17 protein-coding genes are annotated in these 17,529 nt (G+C 69.7%); 9 read left to right on the top strand and 8 right to left on the bottom strand.

The window, feature by feature from the left end; genetic code table 11:
* Positions 1-29 precede the first annotated feature (29 nt).
* From cydB to hisC, 3 genes are all read right to left on the bottom strand, one after another.
* Positions 30-1,034 carry a cytochrome d ubiquinol oxidase subunit II gene (gene cydB, locus ACWEEU_RS22495; RefSeq protein ID WP_451734545.1) on the bottom strand — a complete coding sequence of 335 codons (1,005 nt, stop codon included), beginning with the start codon at positions 1,032-1,034 and terminating at the stop codon, positions 30-32.
* 15 nt (positions 1,035-1,049) lie between these two features.
* A complete protein-coding gene (locus ACWEEU_RS22490; protein ID WP_451734543.1) occupies positions 1,050-2,558 on the bottom strand; it encodes a cytochrome ubiquinol oxidase subunit I in 1,509 nt (502 codons plus the stop codon).
* Between the two features lie 214 nt (positions 2,559-2,772).
* Positions 2,773-3,852: a histidinol-phosphate transaminase gene (hisC, locus tag ACWEEU_RS22485; RefSeq protein ID WP_451734542.1), complete on the bottom strand. Its 1,080-nt coding sequence runs from the start codon at positions 3,850-3,852 to the stop codon at positions 2,773-2,775.
* Positions 3,853-4,259: 407 nt separating this feature from the next.
* Here hisC and ACWEEU_RS22480 point away from each other — a divergent pair, with 407 nt between their 5' ends.
* From ACWEEU_RS22480 to ACWEEU_RS22470, 3 genes are all read left to right on the top strand, one after another.
* Entirely contained in the window at positions 4,260-5,372 is a 1,113-nt protein-coding gene (locus ACWEEU_RS22480; protein WP_385747659.1) for a LacI family DNA-binding transcriptional regulator, read from the top strand.
* A gap of 234 nt (positions 5,373-5,606) precedes the next feature.
* The gene (locus tag ACWEEU_RS22475; RefSeq protein ID WP_385747657.1) at positions 5,607-6,671 is read left to right on the top strand and encodes a metallophosphoesterase; all 1,065 of its coding nucleotides are present in this window, start codon (positions 5,607-5,609) and stop codon (positions 6,669-6,671) included.
* A gap of 183 nt (positions 6,672-6,854) precedes the next feature.
* Positions 6,855-7,721 (top strand): hypothetical protein, encoded by an 867-nt coding sequence (locus ACWEEU_RS22470; protein ID WP_385747655.1) that lies wholly within the window; start codon positions 6,855-6,857, stop codon positions 7,719-7,721.
* 30 nt (positions 7,722-7,751) lie between these two features.
* Here the strand turns inward: ACWEEU_RS22470 and thiC are convergent, their stop codons facing one another.
* The gene (gene thiC, locus ACWEEU_RS22465) at positions 7,752-9,548 is read right to left on the bottom strand and encodes a phosphomethylpyrimidine synthase ThiC (protein ID WP_451734539.1); all 1,797 of its coding nucleotides are present in this window, start codon (positions 9,546-9,548) and stop codon (positions 7,752-7,754) included.
* A gap of 236 nt (positions 9,549-9,784) precedes the next feature.
* Here thiC and ACWEEU_RS22460 point away from each other — a divergent pair, with 236 nt between their 5' ends.
* Positions 9,785-11,281 carry a YibE/F family protein gene (locus tag ACWEEU_RS22460; RefSeq protein ID WP_451734537.1) on the top strand — a complete coding sequence of 499 codons (1,497 nt, stop codon included), beginning with the start codon at positions 9,785-9,787 and terminating at the stop codon, positions 11,279-11,281.
* A 142-nt stretch (positions 11,282-11,423) separates the two neighbouring features.
* Here ACWEEU_RS22460 and ACWEEU_RS22455 read toward each other — a convergent pair whose 3' ends face one another.
* The 4 genes from ACWEEU_RS22455 to ACWEEU_RS22440 form a co-directional block, all read right to left on the bottom strand.
* Positions 11,424-11,861: an SsgA family sporulation/cell division regulator gene (locus tag ACWEEU_RS22455; RefSeq protein ID WP_199581642.1), complete on the bottom strand. Its 438-nt coding sequence runs from the start codon at positions 11,859-11,861 to the stop codon at positions 11,424-11,426.
* 98 nt (positions 11,862-11,959) lie between these two features.
* Entirely contained in the window at positions 11,960-12,745 is a 786-nt protein-coding gene (locus tag ACWEEU_RS22450) for an IclR family transcriptional regulator (RefSeq protein ID WP_451734535.1), read from the bottom strand.
* Positions 12,746-13,019: 274 nt separating this feature from the next.
* Positions 13,020-13,232 carry a DUF5326 family protein gene (locus ACWEEU_RS22445; protein ID WP_199581640.1) on the bottom strand — a complete coding sequence of 71 codons (213 nt, stop codon included), beginning with the start codon at positions 13,230-13,232 and terminating at the stop codon, positions 13,020-13,022.
* A 130-nt stretch (positions 13,233-13,362) separates the two neighbouring features.
* Entirely contained in the window at positions 13,363-13,680 is a 318-nt protein-coding gene (locus tag ACWEEU_RS22440) for a cupin domain-containing protein (RefSeq protein WP_385747647.1), read from the bottom strand.
* Positions 13,681-13,739: 59 nt separating this feature from the next.
* On the opposite strand from ACWEEU_RS22440, the gene ACWEEU_RS22435 reads away from it, so the two are divergent.
* The 5 genes from ACWEEU_RS22435 (at position 13,740) to ACWEEU_RS22415 (ending at position 17,430) form a co-directional block, all read left to right on the top strand.
* Entirely contained in the window at positions 13,740-14,117 is a 378-nt protein-coding gene (locus ACWEEU_RS22435) for a phage holin family protein (RefSeq protein WP_385747645.1), read from the top strand.
* 7 nt (positions 14,118-14,124) lie between these two features.
* Complete coding sequence (locus ACWEEU_RS22430) at positions 14,125-14,616, top strand: low molecular weight protein-tyrosine-phosphatase (RefSeq protein WP_451734532.1); 492 nt, start codon at positions 14,125-14,127, stop codon at positions 14,614-14,616.
* Positions 14,613-15,761, top strand: coding sequence for a cystathionine gamma-lyase (locus ACWEEU_RS22425; protein WP_451734530.1), 1,149 nt, complete (start codon positions 14,613-14,615; stop codon positions 15,759-15,761). Before ACWEEU_RS22430 ends, ACWEEU_RS22425 begins: the two co-directional genes overlap by 4 nt.
* Positions 15,762-15,956: 195 nt before the next feature.
* Positions 15,957-16,859 carry a LysR family transcriptional regulator gene (locus ACWEEU_RS22420; RefSeq protein WP_451734528.1) on the top strand — a complete coding sequence of 301 codons (903 nt, stop codon included), beginning with the start codon at positions 15,957-15,959 and terminating at the stop codon, positions 16,857-16,859.
* Positions 16,860-16,947: 88 nt separating this feature from the next.
* Complete coding sequence (locus tag ACWEEU_RS22415) at positions 16,948-17,430, top strand: NUDIX domain-containing protein (RefSeq protein WP_385747639.1); 483 nt, start codon at positions 16,948-16,950, stop codon at positions 17,428-17,430.
* Positions 17,431-17,529 lie beyond the last annotated feature (99 nt).

Genomic DNA, 17,529 nt, shown 5'->3' with positions numbered 1-17,529 from the left:
GTTTCACGTGAAACATACCCTTGGGACGCTCAGTGCGCGGTGTCGGCGATGTGCTGCGTACCGATGCGCTGACGGAACACCCAGTAGGTCCAGCCCTGGTAGAGCAGCACGAGCGGCGTGGCGATCGCGGCACACCAGGTCATGATCCTCAGGGTGTACGGACTCGACGAGGCGTTGGTGACGGTGAGGCTCCAGTCGCTGTTGAGCGTGGACGGCATGACGTTCGGGAAGAGCGACAGGAACAGCATCGCGACGACCGCCACGATGGTCACGCCGGACAGCGCGAACGCCCACCCTTCCCGTCCCGCACCGGTGGTCACGAGGGCAGCCGTCAGTGCGGCGACCGTGACGATCAGTGCCAGGAGGCTGGCGACGTCACCGCTGTGGGCCTGCGTCCACACCAGGAAACCGAGCGCCGGGACGGCGGTGACGAGCCCGGCCCGCAAGGCCAGTCGGCGCGCTCGTACCCGGATGTCCCCCACCGTCTTGAGCGCCGCGAAGACCGCGCCGTGGAAGGTGAACAGCGTGAGCGTCACCACACCGCCGAGCAGCGCGTAGGGGTGGAAGAGGTTTCCGAGACCGCCGACGTACTCGAAGTGCCGGTCGATCTTCACCCCGTACGCGATGTTGCCGAAGACCACGCCCCAGAGGAACGCCGGAAGCAGCGAAGCCCAGAAGATCGCCCACTCCCAGTTGCGTTGCCAGTTCTCCTCGGGCCGCTTGACCCGGTACTCGAAGGCGACACCCCGGACGATCAGGCAGACCAGGATCAGCAGCAGGGGCAGATAGAAGCCGGAGAAGAGGGTGGCGTACCACTCCGGGAAGGCGGCGAAGGTCGCGCCGCCCGCCGTGAGCAGCCACACCTCGTTGCCGTCCCAGACGGGGCCGATGGTGTTGATCAGCACCCGGCGCTCGGCGCGGTCCCGGGCGAGGAGCCGGGTGAGGACGCCGATTCCGAAGTCGAACCCCTCCAGGAAGAAGTAGCCGGTCCACAGGACGGCGATGAGGACGAACCAGATGTCGTGAAGATGCATGGCGGTTCCCCCGGCCTAGTACGAGAAGGCCATCGGCTTGTCGGCGTCACGGAGATCGCCGCCGATCCTGGTGGGCGGGTTGAGGTCGGCCTCGGTCAGCTCGGGCGGTCCCGCCTTGGCGTACTTGGCGAGCAGCCGGACCTCGATGACGGCGAGGATCGCGTAGAGCGCGGTGAAGACGGCCATCGAGATGGCGACCTCGGCCTGGGAGACGCCGGGGGAGACCGAGTGGCGGGTCTGCAGGACGCCGTAGACGGCCCAGGGCTGACGGCCCGTCTCGGTGAAGATCCAGCCCCAGGAGTTGGCGATCAACGGGAAAGCCAGCGTCCAGACGGCGATGCGCCAGAACCAGGTGCCGAGCTTCGGGCCGAGCGCCTTGTGGGGGAGGAGGACCAGATGCGACACCTCGTCCTCGCCGACCCGTAGGTGCTGGGGGAGCAGGAACTTCTTACGGGTGAGCCAGAGTCCGGCGATACCGAGGGTGAAGGAGGCCATGCCGAAGCCGATCATCCAGCGGAAGCCCCAGAAGGCCACCGGGATGTTGGGCCGGTAGTCGCCGGGCCCGAACTGCTTCTGCTCGGCCTTGTTCACGTCGTTGATGCCGGGCACGTAGGACGAGAAGTCGTCGTTGGCGAGGAAGGACAGCAGGCCCGGGATCTCGATGGCGACGGTGTTGTGGCCCTTCTGCACGTCGCCGTAGGCGAAGATCGAGAAGGGGGCGGGCTTCTGACCGTCCCACAGGGCCTCGGCTGCGGCCATCTTCATGGGCTGCTGCTTGAACATGACCTTGCCGAGCACGTCTCCGCTGACCGCGGTGAGCAGCCCGGCGACGACCACGGTGACCAGGCCGAGACGCAGCGAGGTCTTCATCACGCGGATGTGCCTGCGGCGGGCCAGATGGTAGGCGGCGATGCCCACCATGAAGGCGCCGCCGGTCAGGAAGGCCGCGGCCAGGGTGTGGAACGCCTGGCTGAGCGCGGTGTTCTGGAAGAGCACGGCCCCGAAGTCGGTCAGCTCCGCACGGCCCTTGGCCTTGTCGATCCGATAGCCCACCGGGTGCTGCATCCAGGAGTTGGCCGCGAGGATGAAGTACGCCGACAGGATCGTGCCGAGCGAGACCATCCATATGCAGGCCAGATGGATCTTCTTGGGGAGCTTGTCCCAACCGAAGATCCAGAGTCCGATGAAGGTGGACTCGAAGAAGAAGGCGATCAGGGCCTCGAAGGCGAGCGGGGCGCCGAAGATGTCACCGACGAAGCGCGAGTAGGCCGACCAGTTCATGCCGAACTGGAACTCCTGCACGATGCCGGTGACGACGCCCATGGCTATGTTGATCAGGAAGAGCTTGCCCCAGAACTTCGTCGCCCTGAGGTACACCTCCTTGCCCGTGCGCACCCAGGCTGTCTGGAGGCCGGCCGTGAGAGCCGCCAGGGAGATCGTCAGCGGAACGAAGAGGAAGTGGTAGACGGTGGTGATGCCGAACTGCCAGCGCGCCAGGGTTTCCGGCGCCAGAGCCAGTTCCACGTCGTCACTCTCCTAACTCCACCGCCAGAGACGGCGGGGTTTGCCCCTTTTGTCGCAGACATACGGGGCGATTGGGACCGAGCTTGTGAAAGCGTTCACATTCACAAGCCATTATGGCCTACGCGCCTTCCAGATCCGATAGGGGGTCATGGGTGAGGCCCCGCACATGGCGGGGCCTCACACCGACGCTCCGGTACTGCTTACGGAGATCCGCTCAGTTCTTCTCGCGGAACGTCTCCGTCACCTTCAGGAAGATGTCGTTCGCCTCGGTCTCGCCGACCGTCACCCGGACGCCCTCGCCCGCGAACGGCCGCACCACCACACCGTGCCGCCCGCATGCCTCGGCGAACTCCGCGGTGCGCTCCCCCAGCCGCAGCCACACGAAGTTCGCCTGGCTCTCCGGCACGGTCCAGCCCTGCGCGCGCAGCCCGTCCGCCACCCGCTGCCGCTCGCACACCAGCGAGCCGACCCGGCCCAGCAGTTCGTCCTCCGCCTCCAGCGAGGCGATCGCCGCCTCCTGCGCGATGTGGCTGACCCCGAACGGCACCGCCGTCTTGCGCAACGCTGCCGCCACCGGCTCGTGGGCGATCGCGAAGCCGACCCGCAGCCCGGCGAGACCGTACGCCTTGGAGAAGGTGCGCAGCACGCAGACGTTCGGCCGTTCCCGGTACAGCTCGACCCCGTCGGGCACCTCGGGGTCGCGGATGAACTCGCGGTACGCCTCGTCGAGGACCACCAGCACGTCGCTGGGCACCCGGTCGAGGAACCGTTCCAGCTCGGCGCGGCGGACCACGGTGCCGGTCGGGTTGTTGGGGTTGCACACGAAGATCAGCCGCGTGCGGTCGGTGATCGCGTCGGCCATCGCGTCCAGGTCGTGCACGTCGCCGTCCGTCAGTGGCACCTGGACCGACCGCGCACCGCTGATCTGCGTGATGATCGGGTACGCCTCGAAGGAGCGCCAGGCGTAGATCACCTCGTCGCCCGGCCCGCTGGTCGCCTGCACCAACTGCTGCGCCACGCCCACCGACCCGGTGCCCGTCGCGATGTGGGACAGCGGGACCCCGAAACGCTCGGCCAGCTCGCTCATCAGCGCGGTGCAGGCCATGTCCGGGTAACGGTTGAACTCGGCGACGGCGGCGGTGACGCGCTCCATGACGCCGGGCAGCGGGGGATAGGGGTTCTCGTTGGAGGACAGCTTGTAGGCGGCCTGACCGCCGGCCGCTGCGGGCTTGCCCGGCTTGTAGGTGGGGATACCCTCCAGCTCGGCGCGCAGCTTGGGGCTCGTCTCGCTCACCGCAGTCCTCCTCGCGACCACCGGCGGACCGTCGACACCGCCGGCTTCCAATACTCCTCACCTTATGAGGATTCAGCGCGGTTGCGTACCTTCGTGAAGCGGACTCCCTCGGCCGCGCGGGGCATCCGGACCGGGACCCTCCCTGGGGGGCGCATCGTCCGTTCGTTCGTGCGCCGGTGGCTCGCGCCGTGGCGCGCATCCCCCGTGCAGGTGAGTTGAGACCTCTTCGAAACATCGGGCAGTTGGCAGGTCCACACGCGTGGATACGCCACGTCTCGCCATCGAGTCGGTCAACTGACTTTTTTTCTAATGCAGTTCAGTGCTGACGACCATGCAGAAACGTGCCTGTCAACGCGTGCATATGCGTCCGCACTACCCCACCGCCTGAGCCCTACTATCGGCACGCCATGACAGCAGCAGGGAAGCACCAGGTGAGCCGCGCGGAAACCTCACGACGAGGCAGCCGGCCGGGCCGGGCGGGCATCAGAGACGTGGCCGCCGCCGCCGGGGTCTCCATCACGACCGTCTCCGACGCCCTCAACGGCAAGGGGCGGCTCCCGGATGCCACCCGGCGCCATGTCCGCGAGGTGGCCGACCGGCTGGGCTACCGCCCGTCGGCCGCCGCCCGCACCCTCCGCACGGGCAAGTCCGGCCTCATCGGCCTGACCGTGACCACGTACGGGGATGAACCTTTCACCTTCACCGAGTTCGCGTACTTCGCCGAGATGGCCCGCGCGGCCACCTCCGCCGCGCTCGCCCGCGGTTACGCGCTCGTCATCCTCCCGGCCACCTCGCGCCACGACGTGTGGTCCAACGTGGCACTCGACGGCACGGTCGTCATCGACCCCTCCGACCAGGATCCGGTCGTCAGCGAGCTGGTCCGCCAGGGCTTACCCGTCGTCTCCGACGGCCGCCCGGCGGGCGCGCTCCCGGTCACCGCCTGGGTCGACAACGACCACGAGGCCGCCGTCCTCGGCATCCTCGACCACCTCGCCGCCGCGGGCGCCCGCCGGATCGGCCTGCTCACCGGCACCTCGACGGACACGTACACCCATCTGTCCACCACCGCCTATCTGCGCTGGTGCGAGCGCGTCGGCCAGGACCCGGTGTACGAGGCATACCCGGCGCACGACCCGTGCGCGGGCGCCGTCGCCGCCGACCGGCTCCTCGCCCGCCCCGACCGCCCGGACGCCGTCTACGGCCTCTTCGACCCCAACGGCACCGACCTCCTGGCCGCCGCCCGCCGCTACGGCCTGCGCGTCCCGGACGATCTGCTGCTGGTGTGCTGCAGCGAGTCCACGGTGTACGCGACCACCGAGCCCCCCATCACCACTCTCTCCCTCAAGCCCCGCCGCATCGGCACGGCCGTGGTCCAGCTCCTCATCGACGCCATCGAGGGAGTCGACTCCGACCACCCGGTCGAGCAGGTGATACCGACCGAACTGATCGTGCGCACGTCGTCGCAGCGGCGCCCGCCGCGTACTACGGTGAGCCCGCCCCGGACGCCGGAGAAGGATTAGCGCGGGTGATCGGCCGGGCGGAACGGGCCGCCCGGCGGGCCACGCCGACAACCAGTCGAACTCATGCCCAATCGGTGCGAAAGCCACGATGAACCGGCGTCTTGCTCGGATTCACCACCCCTGGGTCATCACATGGCGCGACGCGCATTCCTATGATGGGCGCACGACACCGCGGGCCGCTGCGACCAGGCAGTCCGAAGCGGTGCAGCTTCGGCGCGATGGTGGAGGGGTCTGATGACTCAGGGGGCCGGTCAGGGGACCGAGGTGGAGCGGACGGAGACGTTGCGCGACTTCCGGGTGCCCGCGTACGTCCATGAGACCGGTCCGTACCCGCACCCCGGCGACGTGGTCCCCGCCGACGAGGACTTTCCCGACGGCTACACGCCCACCCAGCGCGACCTGCCCGTCATCCAGCGCGGCGACACCATTCAGCTCCCCGTCGACCCGGACGCCGCACACGCGCCCCGGGAGAACGCGGGCCCCGGACCGCTGTACGTCGTCGGCGACGTCCACGGCTATCTGGACGAGCTGCTCGCCGCCCTGCGCGAACAGGGCCTGATCGACGAGGCGGGCCAGTGGTGCGCGGGCACCGCCCGGCTCTGGTTCCTCGGCGACTTCACCGACCGGGGCCCGGACGGCATCGGCGTGATCGACCTGGTGATGCGGCTGTCCGCCGAGGCGGCCGCCGCCGGCGGCTACTGCAAGGCCCTCATGGGCAACCACGAACTGCTGCTCCTGGGCGCCAAGCGGTTCGGTGACACCCCGGTCCACTCCGGCGCGGGCACGGCCACCTTCCAGGCCGCCTGGCTGCTCAACGGCGGCCAGAAGACCGACATGGACCGCCTCCAGGACCACCATCTCCAGTGGATGGCGCGCCTCGACGCCGTCGAGTCGGCCGACGGCTATCTGCTGCTCCACTCGGACACCACCGCCTATCTCGACTACGGCGACTCCATCGAGGCCGTCAACGACACGGTCCGCGAGACCCTGACGCGCAACAGCGTGGACGAGGTCTGGGAACTGTTCCGCAAGTTCACCAAGCGCTTCTCCTTCCGCGACGAGGGCGGCGCCGACGCCGCGCGCTCCCTTCTCGATACGTACGGCGGCACCCGGGTCGTTCACGGCCACAGCCCCATTCCCTATCTGCTCGGCCACGTCGGCTCCGAGGACGACGAGGAGGACCGCGACCCGCACGTCGAGGGTCCGCACGTCTACGCCGAGGGTCTCGCCATCGCGATGGACGGCGGCGTGACCATGGCCGGAAAGCTGCTGGTCCGGCAACTCCCCCTGGACGCCTGAGGGTTCGGCCGACTAAACCGGTCCGGGTCGGCCGGACACCGGACCGGGCCTCAATTTCCGACAACCCCCTGTCACCTTGAGCCTTGACGGCTCTACCATCGGTTTATCCGTAGCAGGCTCCCCTCCGTTTCTGCCCGACGGCTCGCCGCCATGCGAGCCCCCAGCCCTACGGAGCATCGGGGGATGCACATGAACAGCGTTCCGCAGCACCTGCTGAACGAGGACCGCCAGGAATTCGAGCGGCTCCTCGATGAGGCGCTGCGTTCCGCGCCACACCGCCCGGAACTGTCCGCCGTGGGTCAGCGGCTCAACCCCGAGCAGCTGCGAACCATGGCTCTCAACGCCATCGTGCTCATCACGGCCGCCGCGGCCACCGAGTACCAGCACTACGTGAAGGTCCGCGAGGAACTGCGCCACCCGGCGCCGTCCCCGGAGGCCCAGGCCGAGACCGGGACCGCCGCCGAGCCCGGGCCCGGCACGCTGGGCCTGGCCGCGACGGGCCTCGGTGAGGTCGCCGAGACCGCCGGCGCGGGGGCGATCGCGGTGATAGCCGTGCTCGCGCCCGTCCTCGCCGGGACCGCGGCCGCCATATTCCTGCTCGTCGGTTACCTCCTGAAGATGCTGGTCCCCGGTCAGGGCTTCGCCCGGACCCTGATCGCGGCGGGCTGGGTCTTCAGCGCCGTGACCGCCGCCGCGATCCTGGTCGCCGCCGTCGGACTGCTGCTCACCGCCCTGCGCAACAAGGCCACCGCCGAGGCGGGTGCCTATGACGAGGCGGGCCGGGCGGTGGCCGAGGCCAGAGACGCCTGGCGGGACGCCCTGCTGGAGCGCGGCATCCTGCCCTTCCTCGGAGAGGCACTGAACCGGCCGGGGCCGGCGACCCCGTACCCGGTCCAGCCCGCCTCCCCGACCGGAAGGATGCCGCGCCTGGGCTACGGCCGCCCCGGCTTCAGCAGCCCGCACGACGGGGCAGTCTCCGACCGGCCGCGCTTCTCCAGCCCGGACTACTCGAGCCCCGACTTCGGCGGCCCCGAGCACCAGCCGGAGTAGGCGCCGGCCGGCCCCGGTGTCACCCGACTGTCACTCGGCAATGGGCAGATAGACCCGGTTGCCCGCGGCTGCGAACTCCTCGGACTTGCGGGCCATGCCCTCCTCGATCTCGTCCTTGGTACCGCCGTGTTCGCGCCGGATGTCCTGCGAGATCTTCATGCTGCAGAACTTCGGCCCGCACATGGAGCAGAAGTGGGCCGTCTTGGCGGGCTCGGCGGGCAGCGTCTCGTCGTGGAACTCCCGTGCCGTGTCCGGGTCGAGAGCCAGGTTGAACTGGTCCTCCCACCGGAACTCGAAGCGGGCGTCGGAGAGCGCGTCGTCCCACTCCTGCGCGCCGGGGTGTCCCTTGGCGAGATCGGCCGCGTGGGCGGCGATCTTGTAGGTGATGACGCCGGTCTTCACGTCGTCCCGGTTGGGCAGCCCCAGGTGCTCCTTGGGCGTGACGTAGCAGAGCATCGCCGTCCCCCACCAGGCGATCATCGCCGCGCCGATGCCGGACGTGATGTGGTCGTACGCCGGGGCGATGTCGGTGGTCAGCGGGCCGAGCGTATAGAACGGAGCTTCATCGCAGATCTCCTGCTGAAGGTCGATGTTCTCTTTGATCTTGTGCATCGGGACGTGACCGGGGCCCTCGATCATCGTCTGTACGTGGAAACGCCTGGCGATCCCGTTGAGTTCCCCGAGCGTGCGCAATTCCGCGAACTGCGCCTCGTCGTTGGCGTCCGCGATGGAACCGGGTCGCAGACCGTCGCCCAGCGAGTAGGTGACGTCGTAGGCGGCGAGGATCTCGCAGAGCTCCTCGAAGTTCTCGTACAGGAACGACTCCTTGTGGTGCGCCAGGCACCAGGCCGCCATGATCGAGCCGCCGCGCGAGACGATGCCGGTCTTGCGGTTCGCCGTCAGCGGGACGTACGGCAGCCGTACGCCGGCGTGAACCGTCATGTAGTCCACGCCCTGCTCGGCCTGTTCGATCACGGTGTCCTTGTAGATCTCCCAGGTCAGTTCCTCGGCCCTGCCGTCCACCTTCTCCAGCGCCTGATAGAGCGGCACCGTGCCGATGGGCACAGGGGAGTTGCGGAGCACCCACTCGCGGGTGGTGTGGATGTTGCGGCCGGTCGAGAGGTCCATGACCGTGTCGGCGCCCCAGCGGGTCGCCCAGGTCATCTTCTCCACCTCCTCCTCGATGGAGGACGTGACGGCGGAGTTGCCGATGTTGGCGTTGACCTTCACCAGGAACCGCTTGCCGATGACCATCGGCTCGATCTCGGGGTGGTTGACGTTGGCGGGCAGCACCGCGCGACCGGCGGCGATCTCCTCGCGGACCACCTCGGGAGCAACGTTCTCGCGGAGGGCCACGAACTCCATCTCGGGCGTGATCTCGCCCCGCGCCGCGTACGCGAGCTGCGTGACCGCGCCGCCCTCACGGCTCCGGCGCGGCAGCCGCGGGCGTCCGGGGAAGACCGCGTCCAGGTTCCGTAGCCCGCCGCGCGGCGAGGTGTGCTTGATGCCGTCGTCCTCGGGGCGCACGGGGCGCCCGGCGTACTCCTCGGTGTCGCCCCGGGCGACGATCCAGTTCTCCCGGAGCGGGGTCAGCCCCCGGCGGACATCGGTGGGGACGGCGGGGTCGGTGTACGGACCCGAGGTGTCGTAGAGCGTGACCGACCGTCCGTTGGTCAGGTGCACCTGACGGACCGGCACCTGTACGTCGGGGCGCGAGCCCGCGAGGTACGCCTTGTGCCAGCCGTTGGACTTCCCGGCCTCGGCGTCCGGCGACCCGTTCGTCGCGTTCTGCGTGGAGGCAGGCGTGCGTGCGTCCTTGTTGGTCATGAGACCTACTCCCTACGCCGGCATTACCCGGTAACAGGTTCGGCGGTCGACGCAGCGATTTCCGTCCGCAGATGGTCCGGTGGAAGCAGGTTCCACGTGAAACATCGCGAAGACGGAGGTCAGCGCCCTCTCAGCCCGGTGCTCCGAGCTCCCGCGTGTGCAAAGGTGCCTCCACGCTAGCGCCCCTTCTGTCCGGAAGAACAGTGGGCGTCCCTCGTTCTTGCAATGATCGGGCGGTGACCACGACACATCAGCCTCCCTATCCACCGCCCGGGCCGCCCCGCCGGCAGGGCTCCGGACAGGGTGGCGGCCCCGGCCAAGGGGGCGGACAGGGCTCCGGCGGTGGCCCCGGAGACGCGCACGGGCACCGCTCCGCCTCCGGTGACGACCAGGAGCCGGATCACGGTCACGGCTCGCAGGGTCCCGGCCACCACGGTCACGGCCACTCACACAGCCATGGCCCCGCGGCTCCCGTGTCGCGGCATCTGCGCAAGGTCATCGCGGCGATCCTCGTCCCGTTCACGGCCGCCGTCGTGGTGGGGCTCGTGGTGCTGTGGCCCGGCGGCGCCCCGCCGCACCAGCGCTCCGGGGTCGGCTTCGACCGACAGACCCAGCAGGCCACGGTCACCCGCGTCCTTTCGGTGAGCTGCAAGTCGGTGAACGCCTCGGGTGGTTCGTCCCTCGGCGACACCGCCTCCTCCGGAGCGGGTCCGGCGGCCCAGAAGGAGAAGGAGACCTGCAAGAAGGCGACGGTCCGGGTCGACTCCGGAAAGGACCGGGGCCGCACCTTCACCGAGATCGTCCAGCCCGACCAGACACGGCAGCTGCACCAGGGCGAGCAGGTCGTGGTCGCCTACGAGCCCTCGGCGCCCAAGGATCTGCAGTACTCGGTCACCGATGTGAACCGGCAGTTCCCGATGGCGCTGCTCGCCGGGATCTTCGCGGTCGCCGTCGTGGTGGTGGGACGGCTGCGCGGTGTCATGGCGCTGGTCGCGCTGGCGGTCAGCTTCCTGGTGCTGACCCTGTTCATCCTGCCCGCGATACTCCAGGGTTCGAATCCCCTGCTGGTGGCCGTGGTCGGATCGAGCGCCATCATGCTGATCGCCCTGTACATGTGCCACGGGCTGTCCGCCCGCACGTCGGTGGCGGTGCTCGGCACGCTGGTCTCGCTGATGCTGATCGGCTTCCTCGGCTCGCAGTTCATCGGCTGGGCCGCGCTCACCGGCAACACGGACGACAGCACAGGACTGATCCACGGGCTCTACCCCTCGATCGACATGAGCGGACTCCTGCTGGCCGGCGTCATCATCGGTTCGCTCGGCGTGCTGGACGACGTGACGGTGACGCAGACCTCGGCCGTCTGGGAACTGCACGAGGCCAACCCCTCGATGGGCTGGCGGGGTCTGTACCGGGCGGGCATCCGCATCGGCCGCGACCACATCGCCTCCGTGGTCAACACCCTCGTCCTCGCCTACGCGGGCGCCGCGCTCCCTCTGCTGCTGCTGTTCTCGATCGCGCAGAGCAGCGTGAGCACCGTGGCCACCAGCGAGCTGGTGGCGGAGGAGATCGTGCGCACCCTGGTCGGCTCCATCGGGCTGGTCGCCTCGGTGCCGGTCACCACGGCCCTGGCCGCCCTGGTGGTCTCGGCCGACCGCCCCCCACCGGGCAGCCCGGCCCCGGCCGCCGGGGCGGCAGCGGCGCGTGGCGGCCGTGGGCGGCGCCGGAGGCGGTGAGAGGGCGCGTCGCGCGGCGGGACGACCGCCTCGGGCGCGTCTGGGACCAGGAACCGGCAGAGGGCCGCACAAGCCCCGCAGAAGCGTTTCTGCAAAGTTCGTACGGACCGGCCGGACGAACGGCCCACCGTCCCCTGCTCCTTCAGCCTGCGCTCTGTTCCTCGGCCAGGATGCGGTCCAGTGCCTCGTCGAGATGAGCGTCGAAATCGGCCAGCGCGCCCTCCTGGCCGAGCGGGACCAGCTTGTCCGTGCGGTCCAGGAACGCCACCAGCGGCGGCGCGGAGGAGCGGAACAGCGCCTGGTCGCTGCCGACCTGAAGGCGGATCAGCACCTCGCCCAGCACCTCGGCGTCGACGGGGGCGATGTGCACGTCCCCCTCACCGCACGGCCTGCCGACCCCGTCGATCATCAGCTCCCGTCCGAAGGCCCAGGTCACCGGGGCATCGCCGGGCAGATGAAAGGTCAGCCGCACCGCGTAGGGATCGCTCGTCTCGTAGCGCAACTCCACCGGAATGCGGAAGGAGAGCTCCTCCGAGACGAGAAAGCTCATCATGACCTCTGCCTGTACGGACTCGCGCATCGCCTACCCCGTCGTATGACTTCGACTGGCTGGGATTAATCCCCGGACCATGCCCAAATCTAGCTGAAAGTACACAACAGATCACAAGGAGTGAGTTTTCAGATACTGATAGAGAGCGCGAACGCCCCGAGATGACGGCCGATCTCGGCCTGCAGCCGCTGTGCCGCGGGCATCAGCCGGTCGGCCTGGTGGGCGGGCAGTGAGATCGCGATCGTAGCCGCCGTGGTGCCCATCGTGAGGGGAATCGCCGCGCAAACCGCCCCCAGGGCGTATTCCTGACGCTCCACCACCGGTTCCATGCGCCCGACCCGGGCCAGCCTCCGCAGGAGGGCGCCGTTGTCCCGCACGGTGTTCGGCGTGATCGACCGCACCGGGTACCGGGCCAGATGGTCCCGCCGGGTCTCCTCGTCCACCTGCGAGAGCAGGCACTGTCCGATGGCGTGCGCGTGCGCCGTCTCGCGGAAGTCGGCCCACTCCTCGACCGCCGGCGCCTCGCGCGACTCGGCGACGCACTGCACCTCGACCTCGCCGTCCCGGTACATCGCGTAGTACACGGGCACACCGATGGAATCGCGCCATTGCGCGAGTGTGCCCGCGACCGTGCTGCGACGTTTCTGCTGTGCCGCGCTCGCGCTCAGCCTGTCGGCCGCCTCCCCGAGGAAGAACAGCCCCTTCTCCCGGCGCAGATAGCCCTCGTGCACCAGGGTGCGCAGCAGGTGGTACGCCGTGGGCAGCGCGATGCCGGTCTCGCGGGCGAGCTGCTTGGCCGGGGCTCCGTACTCGTGGGCCGCGGCGATCTCCAGCAGCCGCATCGCACGCTGGACGGACCCGATGAGGGTCGCGGAGTGCTTGTCCCGGGCGGCCGGGCCGTTCGGCCGCTGCATCGGGGTAGTGCGGGACCGGGGCGATGCGGGCGGTGCGTGGGGTCCTGCCGGGGCGGTGTCGACCGTGGCCAAGGGGTGGCTCCCGAAGCGCGAGGATGGGGGCGGCCCGTGCTCGGTGGGCACGGGCGAGGAGGCGTGCCGCCCGTGGGGGACGGGCCCCACGAGATTTCCGGACTTTAGCCGTCCACCACCGCGCGTGAACGGTACGCCGGGAAACTTCCCTCCCCCGAGGGAACCGGTGATCCGTGTTACCGGCCACCGGCTCCCACGTCGGTCACCAGTCGCTGCGCGACGAGGAGCCGGCCATGAACTTCCGCACGATGTAGATCAGTCCGCCGACCAGCGCGACGAAGAGCAGGACCTTGAACAGCAGACCGATCAGGAAGCCCACGACGGTCGCTATCAGGCCGCCGAAGACGACCAGCGCGATGACGGGCACCGCGACCCACTTCACCCACCACGGCAGTCCCGCGAAGATCTCTCGCATGCCCTCGTCCTTTGCGTCAGCAGTAATCGATGTCCTGCCCTCGATGCTAGGGCCGCGAGAGGCACCGGCGGGGGCCGCGCACCCCTTGTCCTCCCCTGAACCATCCCCTAGGGAACCCCGAGACGGACCCTCACGCCTCAGGTGGAGAGAACACCACCAGAACCCTCAGATCCTCGCTGATGTGGTGGAACTTGTGGGCCACTCCGGCCGGTACGTAGACCACGCTGCCCCGCGCGACCTCGGTGGTCTCCAGCCCCACCGTGATCGACGCCCGGCCGCTGACGACGAAGTACACCTCGTCCTGGCCGTGCGGTCTCTGCGGGTCGTGGGCGCCCGCGTCGAGGCCGTACAACCCCACGGACATGTTCCGCTCGCGCAGGAACTGGAGGTAGGCACCGTCGTTCGCGGCCCGCTCCGCCTCCAGGTCGTCCAGCCGGAACGCCTTCATCACTGCCCCCGTCCTCGCCCCACTGCTCACCGTCGACCCCGTCTGCCACGATCAGACACATGAAGAATTTCGTAGTCAAGACGCTCGCCAACGCGGCCGCCCTCGCGGTCGCCGTGTGGCTGCTCGACAAGATCACCCTCACGGGTGACAACACGGGCAAGAAGATCGGCACCCTGATCGTGGTCGCGCTGATCTTCGGCCTGGTCAACTTCCTGGTGAAGCCGATCGTGAAGGTCCTCACCTTCCCGCTGTTCATCCTGACGCTCGGCCTGATCACCCTGATCGTCAACGCGCTGATGCTGCTGCTCACCTCCTGGGTGTGCGGGCAGCTCGACCTGAGCTTCCACGTGGACGGCTTCTGGACGGCCGTGCTCGGCGGTCTGATCATCTCCGTCGTCTCCTGGGCCCTGAACCTCGTCCTGCCCGACGAGGACTGAGCACGCCATGACCTACCGCGTCTGTTTCGTGTGCACCGGCAACATCTGCCGCTCCCCGATGGCCGCGTCGGTCCTCCGCGCGCGTGTCGCGGAGGCCGGGCTCGAGGACCTGATCGAGGTGGACAGCGCCGGCACCGGCGGCTGGCACGAGGGCGACGACGCCGACCCGCGCGCCGTGTCGGTCCTCGACGAGCACGGCTACGGCACCGTGCACACCGCCCGGCAGTTCGAGCCGTCGTGGTTCGCCCGGATCGACCTCGTGATCGCCCTCGACACCGGCCATCTCAAGGCCCTGCGCCGCCTCGCGCCGACGGAGGCGGACGCGCGCAAGGTGCGCCTGCTGCGCTCCTACGACCCGGCCGCGGGTGACGACCTCGACGTGCCCGACCCGTACTACGGGGGCCGCGACGGATTCGAGGAGTGCCTTGAGATGGTGGAACGGGCGAGCGACGGACTGCTCGCCGCCGTTCGCGCACACCTGGAGGAACGCCCCGCATGAGCGATGCCACCGCACACCCGGACCGCGCCGGCGACGGCACCCGCGCGGTGCGGGCCGGACTGCCCGAGCCGGTCAAGCACGAACCCACCCTGCCCGGACCGGTGTTCGCCGCGCACTTCCATCTGCCGGGCGAGGTCACGGGACCGTACACGTACGGCCGTGACGACAATCCGACCTGGACGCACCTCGAGCGTGCCATCGGCGAGCTGGAGGCTCCCGGACAGGACGGCGTGGAGACACTCGTCTTCGCCTCCGGCATGGCCGCGATCTCCGCGGTGCTCTTCTCCCAGCTGCGCTCCGGCGACGTGGTGGTGCTGCCCTCCGACGGCTACCAGGTGTTCCCCCTGGTCCGCGGTCAACTGGAGGCGTACGGCATCGAGGTGCGCACCGCGCCCACCGGCGGGGACGCCCAACTGGAGGTGCTGGACGGCGCGCGGCTGCTGTGGATCGAGTCGCCCTCCAACCCCGGTCTCGACGTCTGCGACATCCGGCGGCTCGTGGCCGCGGCCCACGAGCGCGGCGCCCTGGTGGCCGTCGACAACACCCTGGCCACGCCGGTCGGGCAGCGTCCGCTGGAGCTGGGCGCCGACTTCTCGGTGGCCAGCGGCACCAAGCAGCTCACCGGTCACGGGGACGTCCTGCTGGGCTACGTGGCCGGGCGGGACGGCGAGGCGATGGCCGCCGTGCGCCGCTGGCGCAAGATCGTCGGTGCGATCGCCGGCCCCATGGAGGCGTGGCTCGCGCACCGCTCGATCGCCACGCTGGCGCTGCGCGCCGACCGCCAGAACGCCACCGCGCTCCTGCTGGCCGAGGCGCTGCGGAAGCACCCGGACGTCGCGGGGCTGCGTTACCCCGGTCTGCCCGACGACCCGGCGCACCCGATCGCCTCCCGGCAGATGCGCCGCTACGGCTGCGTGGTCTCCTTCACGCTGCCCACGCGCGAGCGCGCCGAGCGTTTCCTCGGCGCGCTCCGTCTGGTCGAGGACGCGACGAGCTTCGGCGGGGTGCGCTCCACCGCCGAGCGGCGCGGGCGCTGGGGCGGGGACGCGGTCCCGGAGGGCTTCGTCCGGATGTCCGTCGGCGCCGAGGATCCCGAGGACCTGGTGGCGGACGTGCTGCGCGCGCTGGACGAGTCCGCGGAGTAGGACCGGTGTGGTCGCGGTCCGAGCCTCCCCCCTCGTGGCTCGGACCGCGTCGGTTCCGCGCGTGAAGAACCGTGCGGACAAGGCTAGTTGACTCTACGTCAGTGTCCAATCACGGTAACGACAGAGACCTATCGACTTATTTATAGTTGGGGCCTGCCCGGGGGCCTGAGACGGCAGGGAAGGGAAGGACCCGCCATGGATCTGGCCTTGCTGCGTACCTTCGTCACCGTGCACCGGGCCGGTTCTTTCACCCGTGCCGCCGCACTCCTCGGCCTGTCCCAGCCGGCCGTGACCTCCCAGATCCGCACGCTGGAACGCCAGCTCGGACGGCCGCTCTTCCTGCGGCAGGCGCGTGGGGTGACGCCCACGACCATCGGCGACGAACTCGCGCACAAGGCGGCACCGCACCTCGACGCCCTGGTGGAGATCGCCGAGAGCGGCCTGGACGAGGAGTCCGCGCTGCGAACCCTGCACCTGGCCGGGCCTCCGGAGTTCACCGCCGAGCGCGCGCTGCCCGCCCTCACCGAACTCGCCGCCCGCGACGGCCAGGGCTTCGCGCTCCGCGCCTCCTTCGGCACGGCCGAGGAAGCCCTGGAGGGCCTGGCCGCGGGCCACCACGACCTGGCCATCAGCTCGGCCCGGCCGCGCGGCGCCCTGCTGACCGCGAGCCCGTTGTGCGATGAGGAGCATGTGCTGGTCGCCTCACCGCGCTGGGCCGAGCGCATCGGAGCGCTGCCGCTCGACGGTGGTGCGCCCGCCCTGGAGAACCTGCCGGTCGTGGAGGTGCACGAGTCGCTTCCCTTCGTCTCGCGCTACTGGGCCTCCGTCTTCGACGCGTGCCCGGCGGTCGCCGGCACGGTGATCGTCCCCGATCTGCGGGCGGTGCTGGCCTGCGCAAGCGCCGGAGCCGGGCTGGCCGTGCTTCCCCGCTATCTGTGCGGGCCGGCGCTGGAGCGCGAGGAGATCGTCCTGCTGCACGATCCGCTGGTCCCGCCGCTGCGCACCTACTTCCTGGTGGTGCGCACCGGCTCGCTCGCCCTGCCGCATGTGGCGCGGGCGCACGAGTGGCTTCAGCAGGCGGCCACGCGCTGGTGTTGAGCCCGCGTGCGACAGGGGTCACACCATGTGCCTCGGTAGTGGCTCCTCGCGATGTTTCACGTGGAACAACCCGGGCCACATTTCTCCCATGACCGTCCGACCCGTGGTCAAGCGCACCGCCCGAGCCGTTCTCCTGGACGGTGACGACCTGATCCTGATCAAGCGCACCAAGCCGGGAGTCGATCCGTACTGGGTCACCCCAGGCGGCGGGGTCGAGCCCGCCGACCCGACCGTCGTGGACGCCCTGCACCGCGAGGTGTACGAGGAACTCGGCGCCAAGGTCACCGACGTGGTCCCCTGCTTCGTGGACACCGTGGAACACATCGGTGAGGACGGTGGCGCGACCGGAGTGAAGGTGCAGCACTTCTTCGTCTGCCGCCTCGAATCCATGGACACCTCACTCCGCCATGGCCCCGAAGTCGACCAGCCTGCCGGTGAGTACGAGATCGTCCGCATCCCGTTCACCCGGGTCGGGATCGCCTCCGTCCACCTGGTCCCGCTGTCCCTGCGCCACTATCTCGACGGCAACATCGAGGGCGTCCGCGCCATGCACGCGCCCGACCTCGGCTAGGGCTTGTCTGACCATTCCCGTCGTCGCCCGGAGGGCGGCCGCGCGGCGTCAGGTGCGTGCTCTCGGCGTGTCGGCCCCAGGCCCCCGTACTGGACGTAC

It is taken from the genome of Streptomyces sp. NPDC005004 (genome assembly GCF_053600675.1).
Note: the sequence above shows the minus strand (reverse complement) of the source record. Positions and strands in the feature narration are given on the sequence as shown.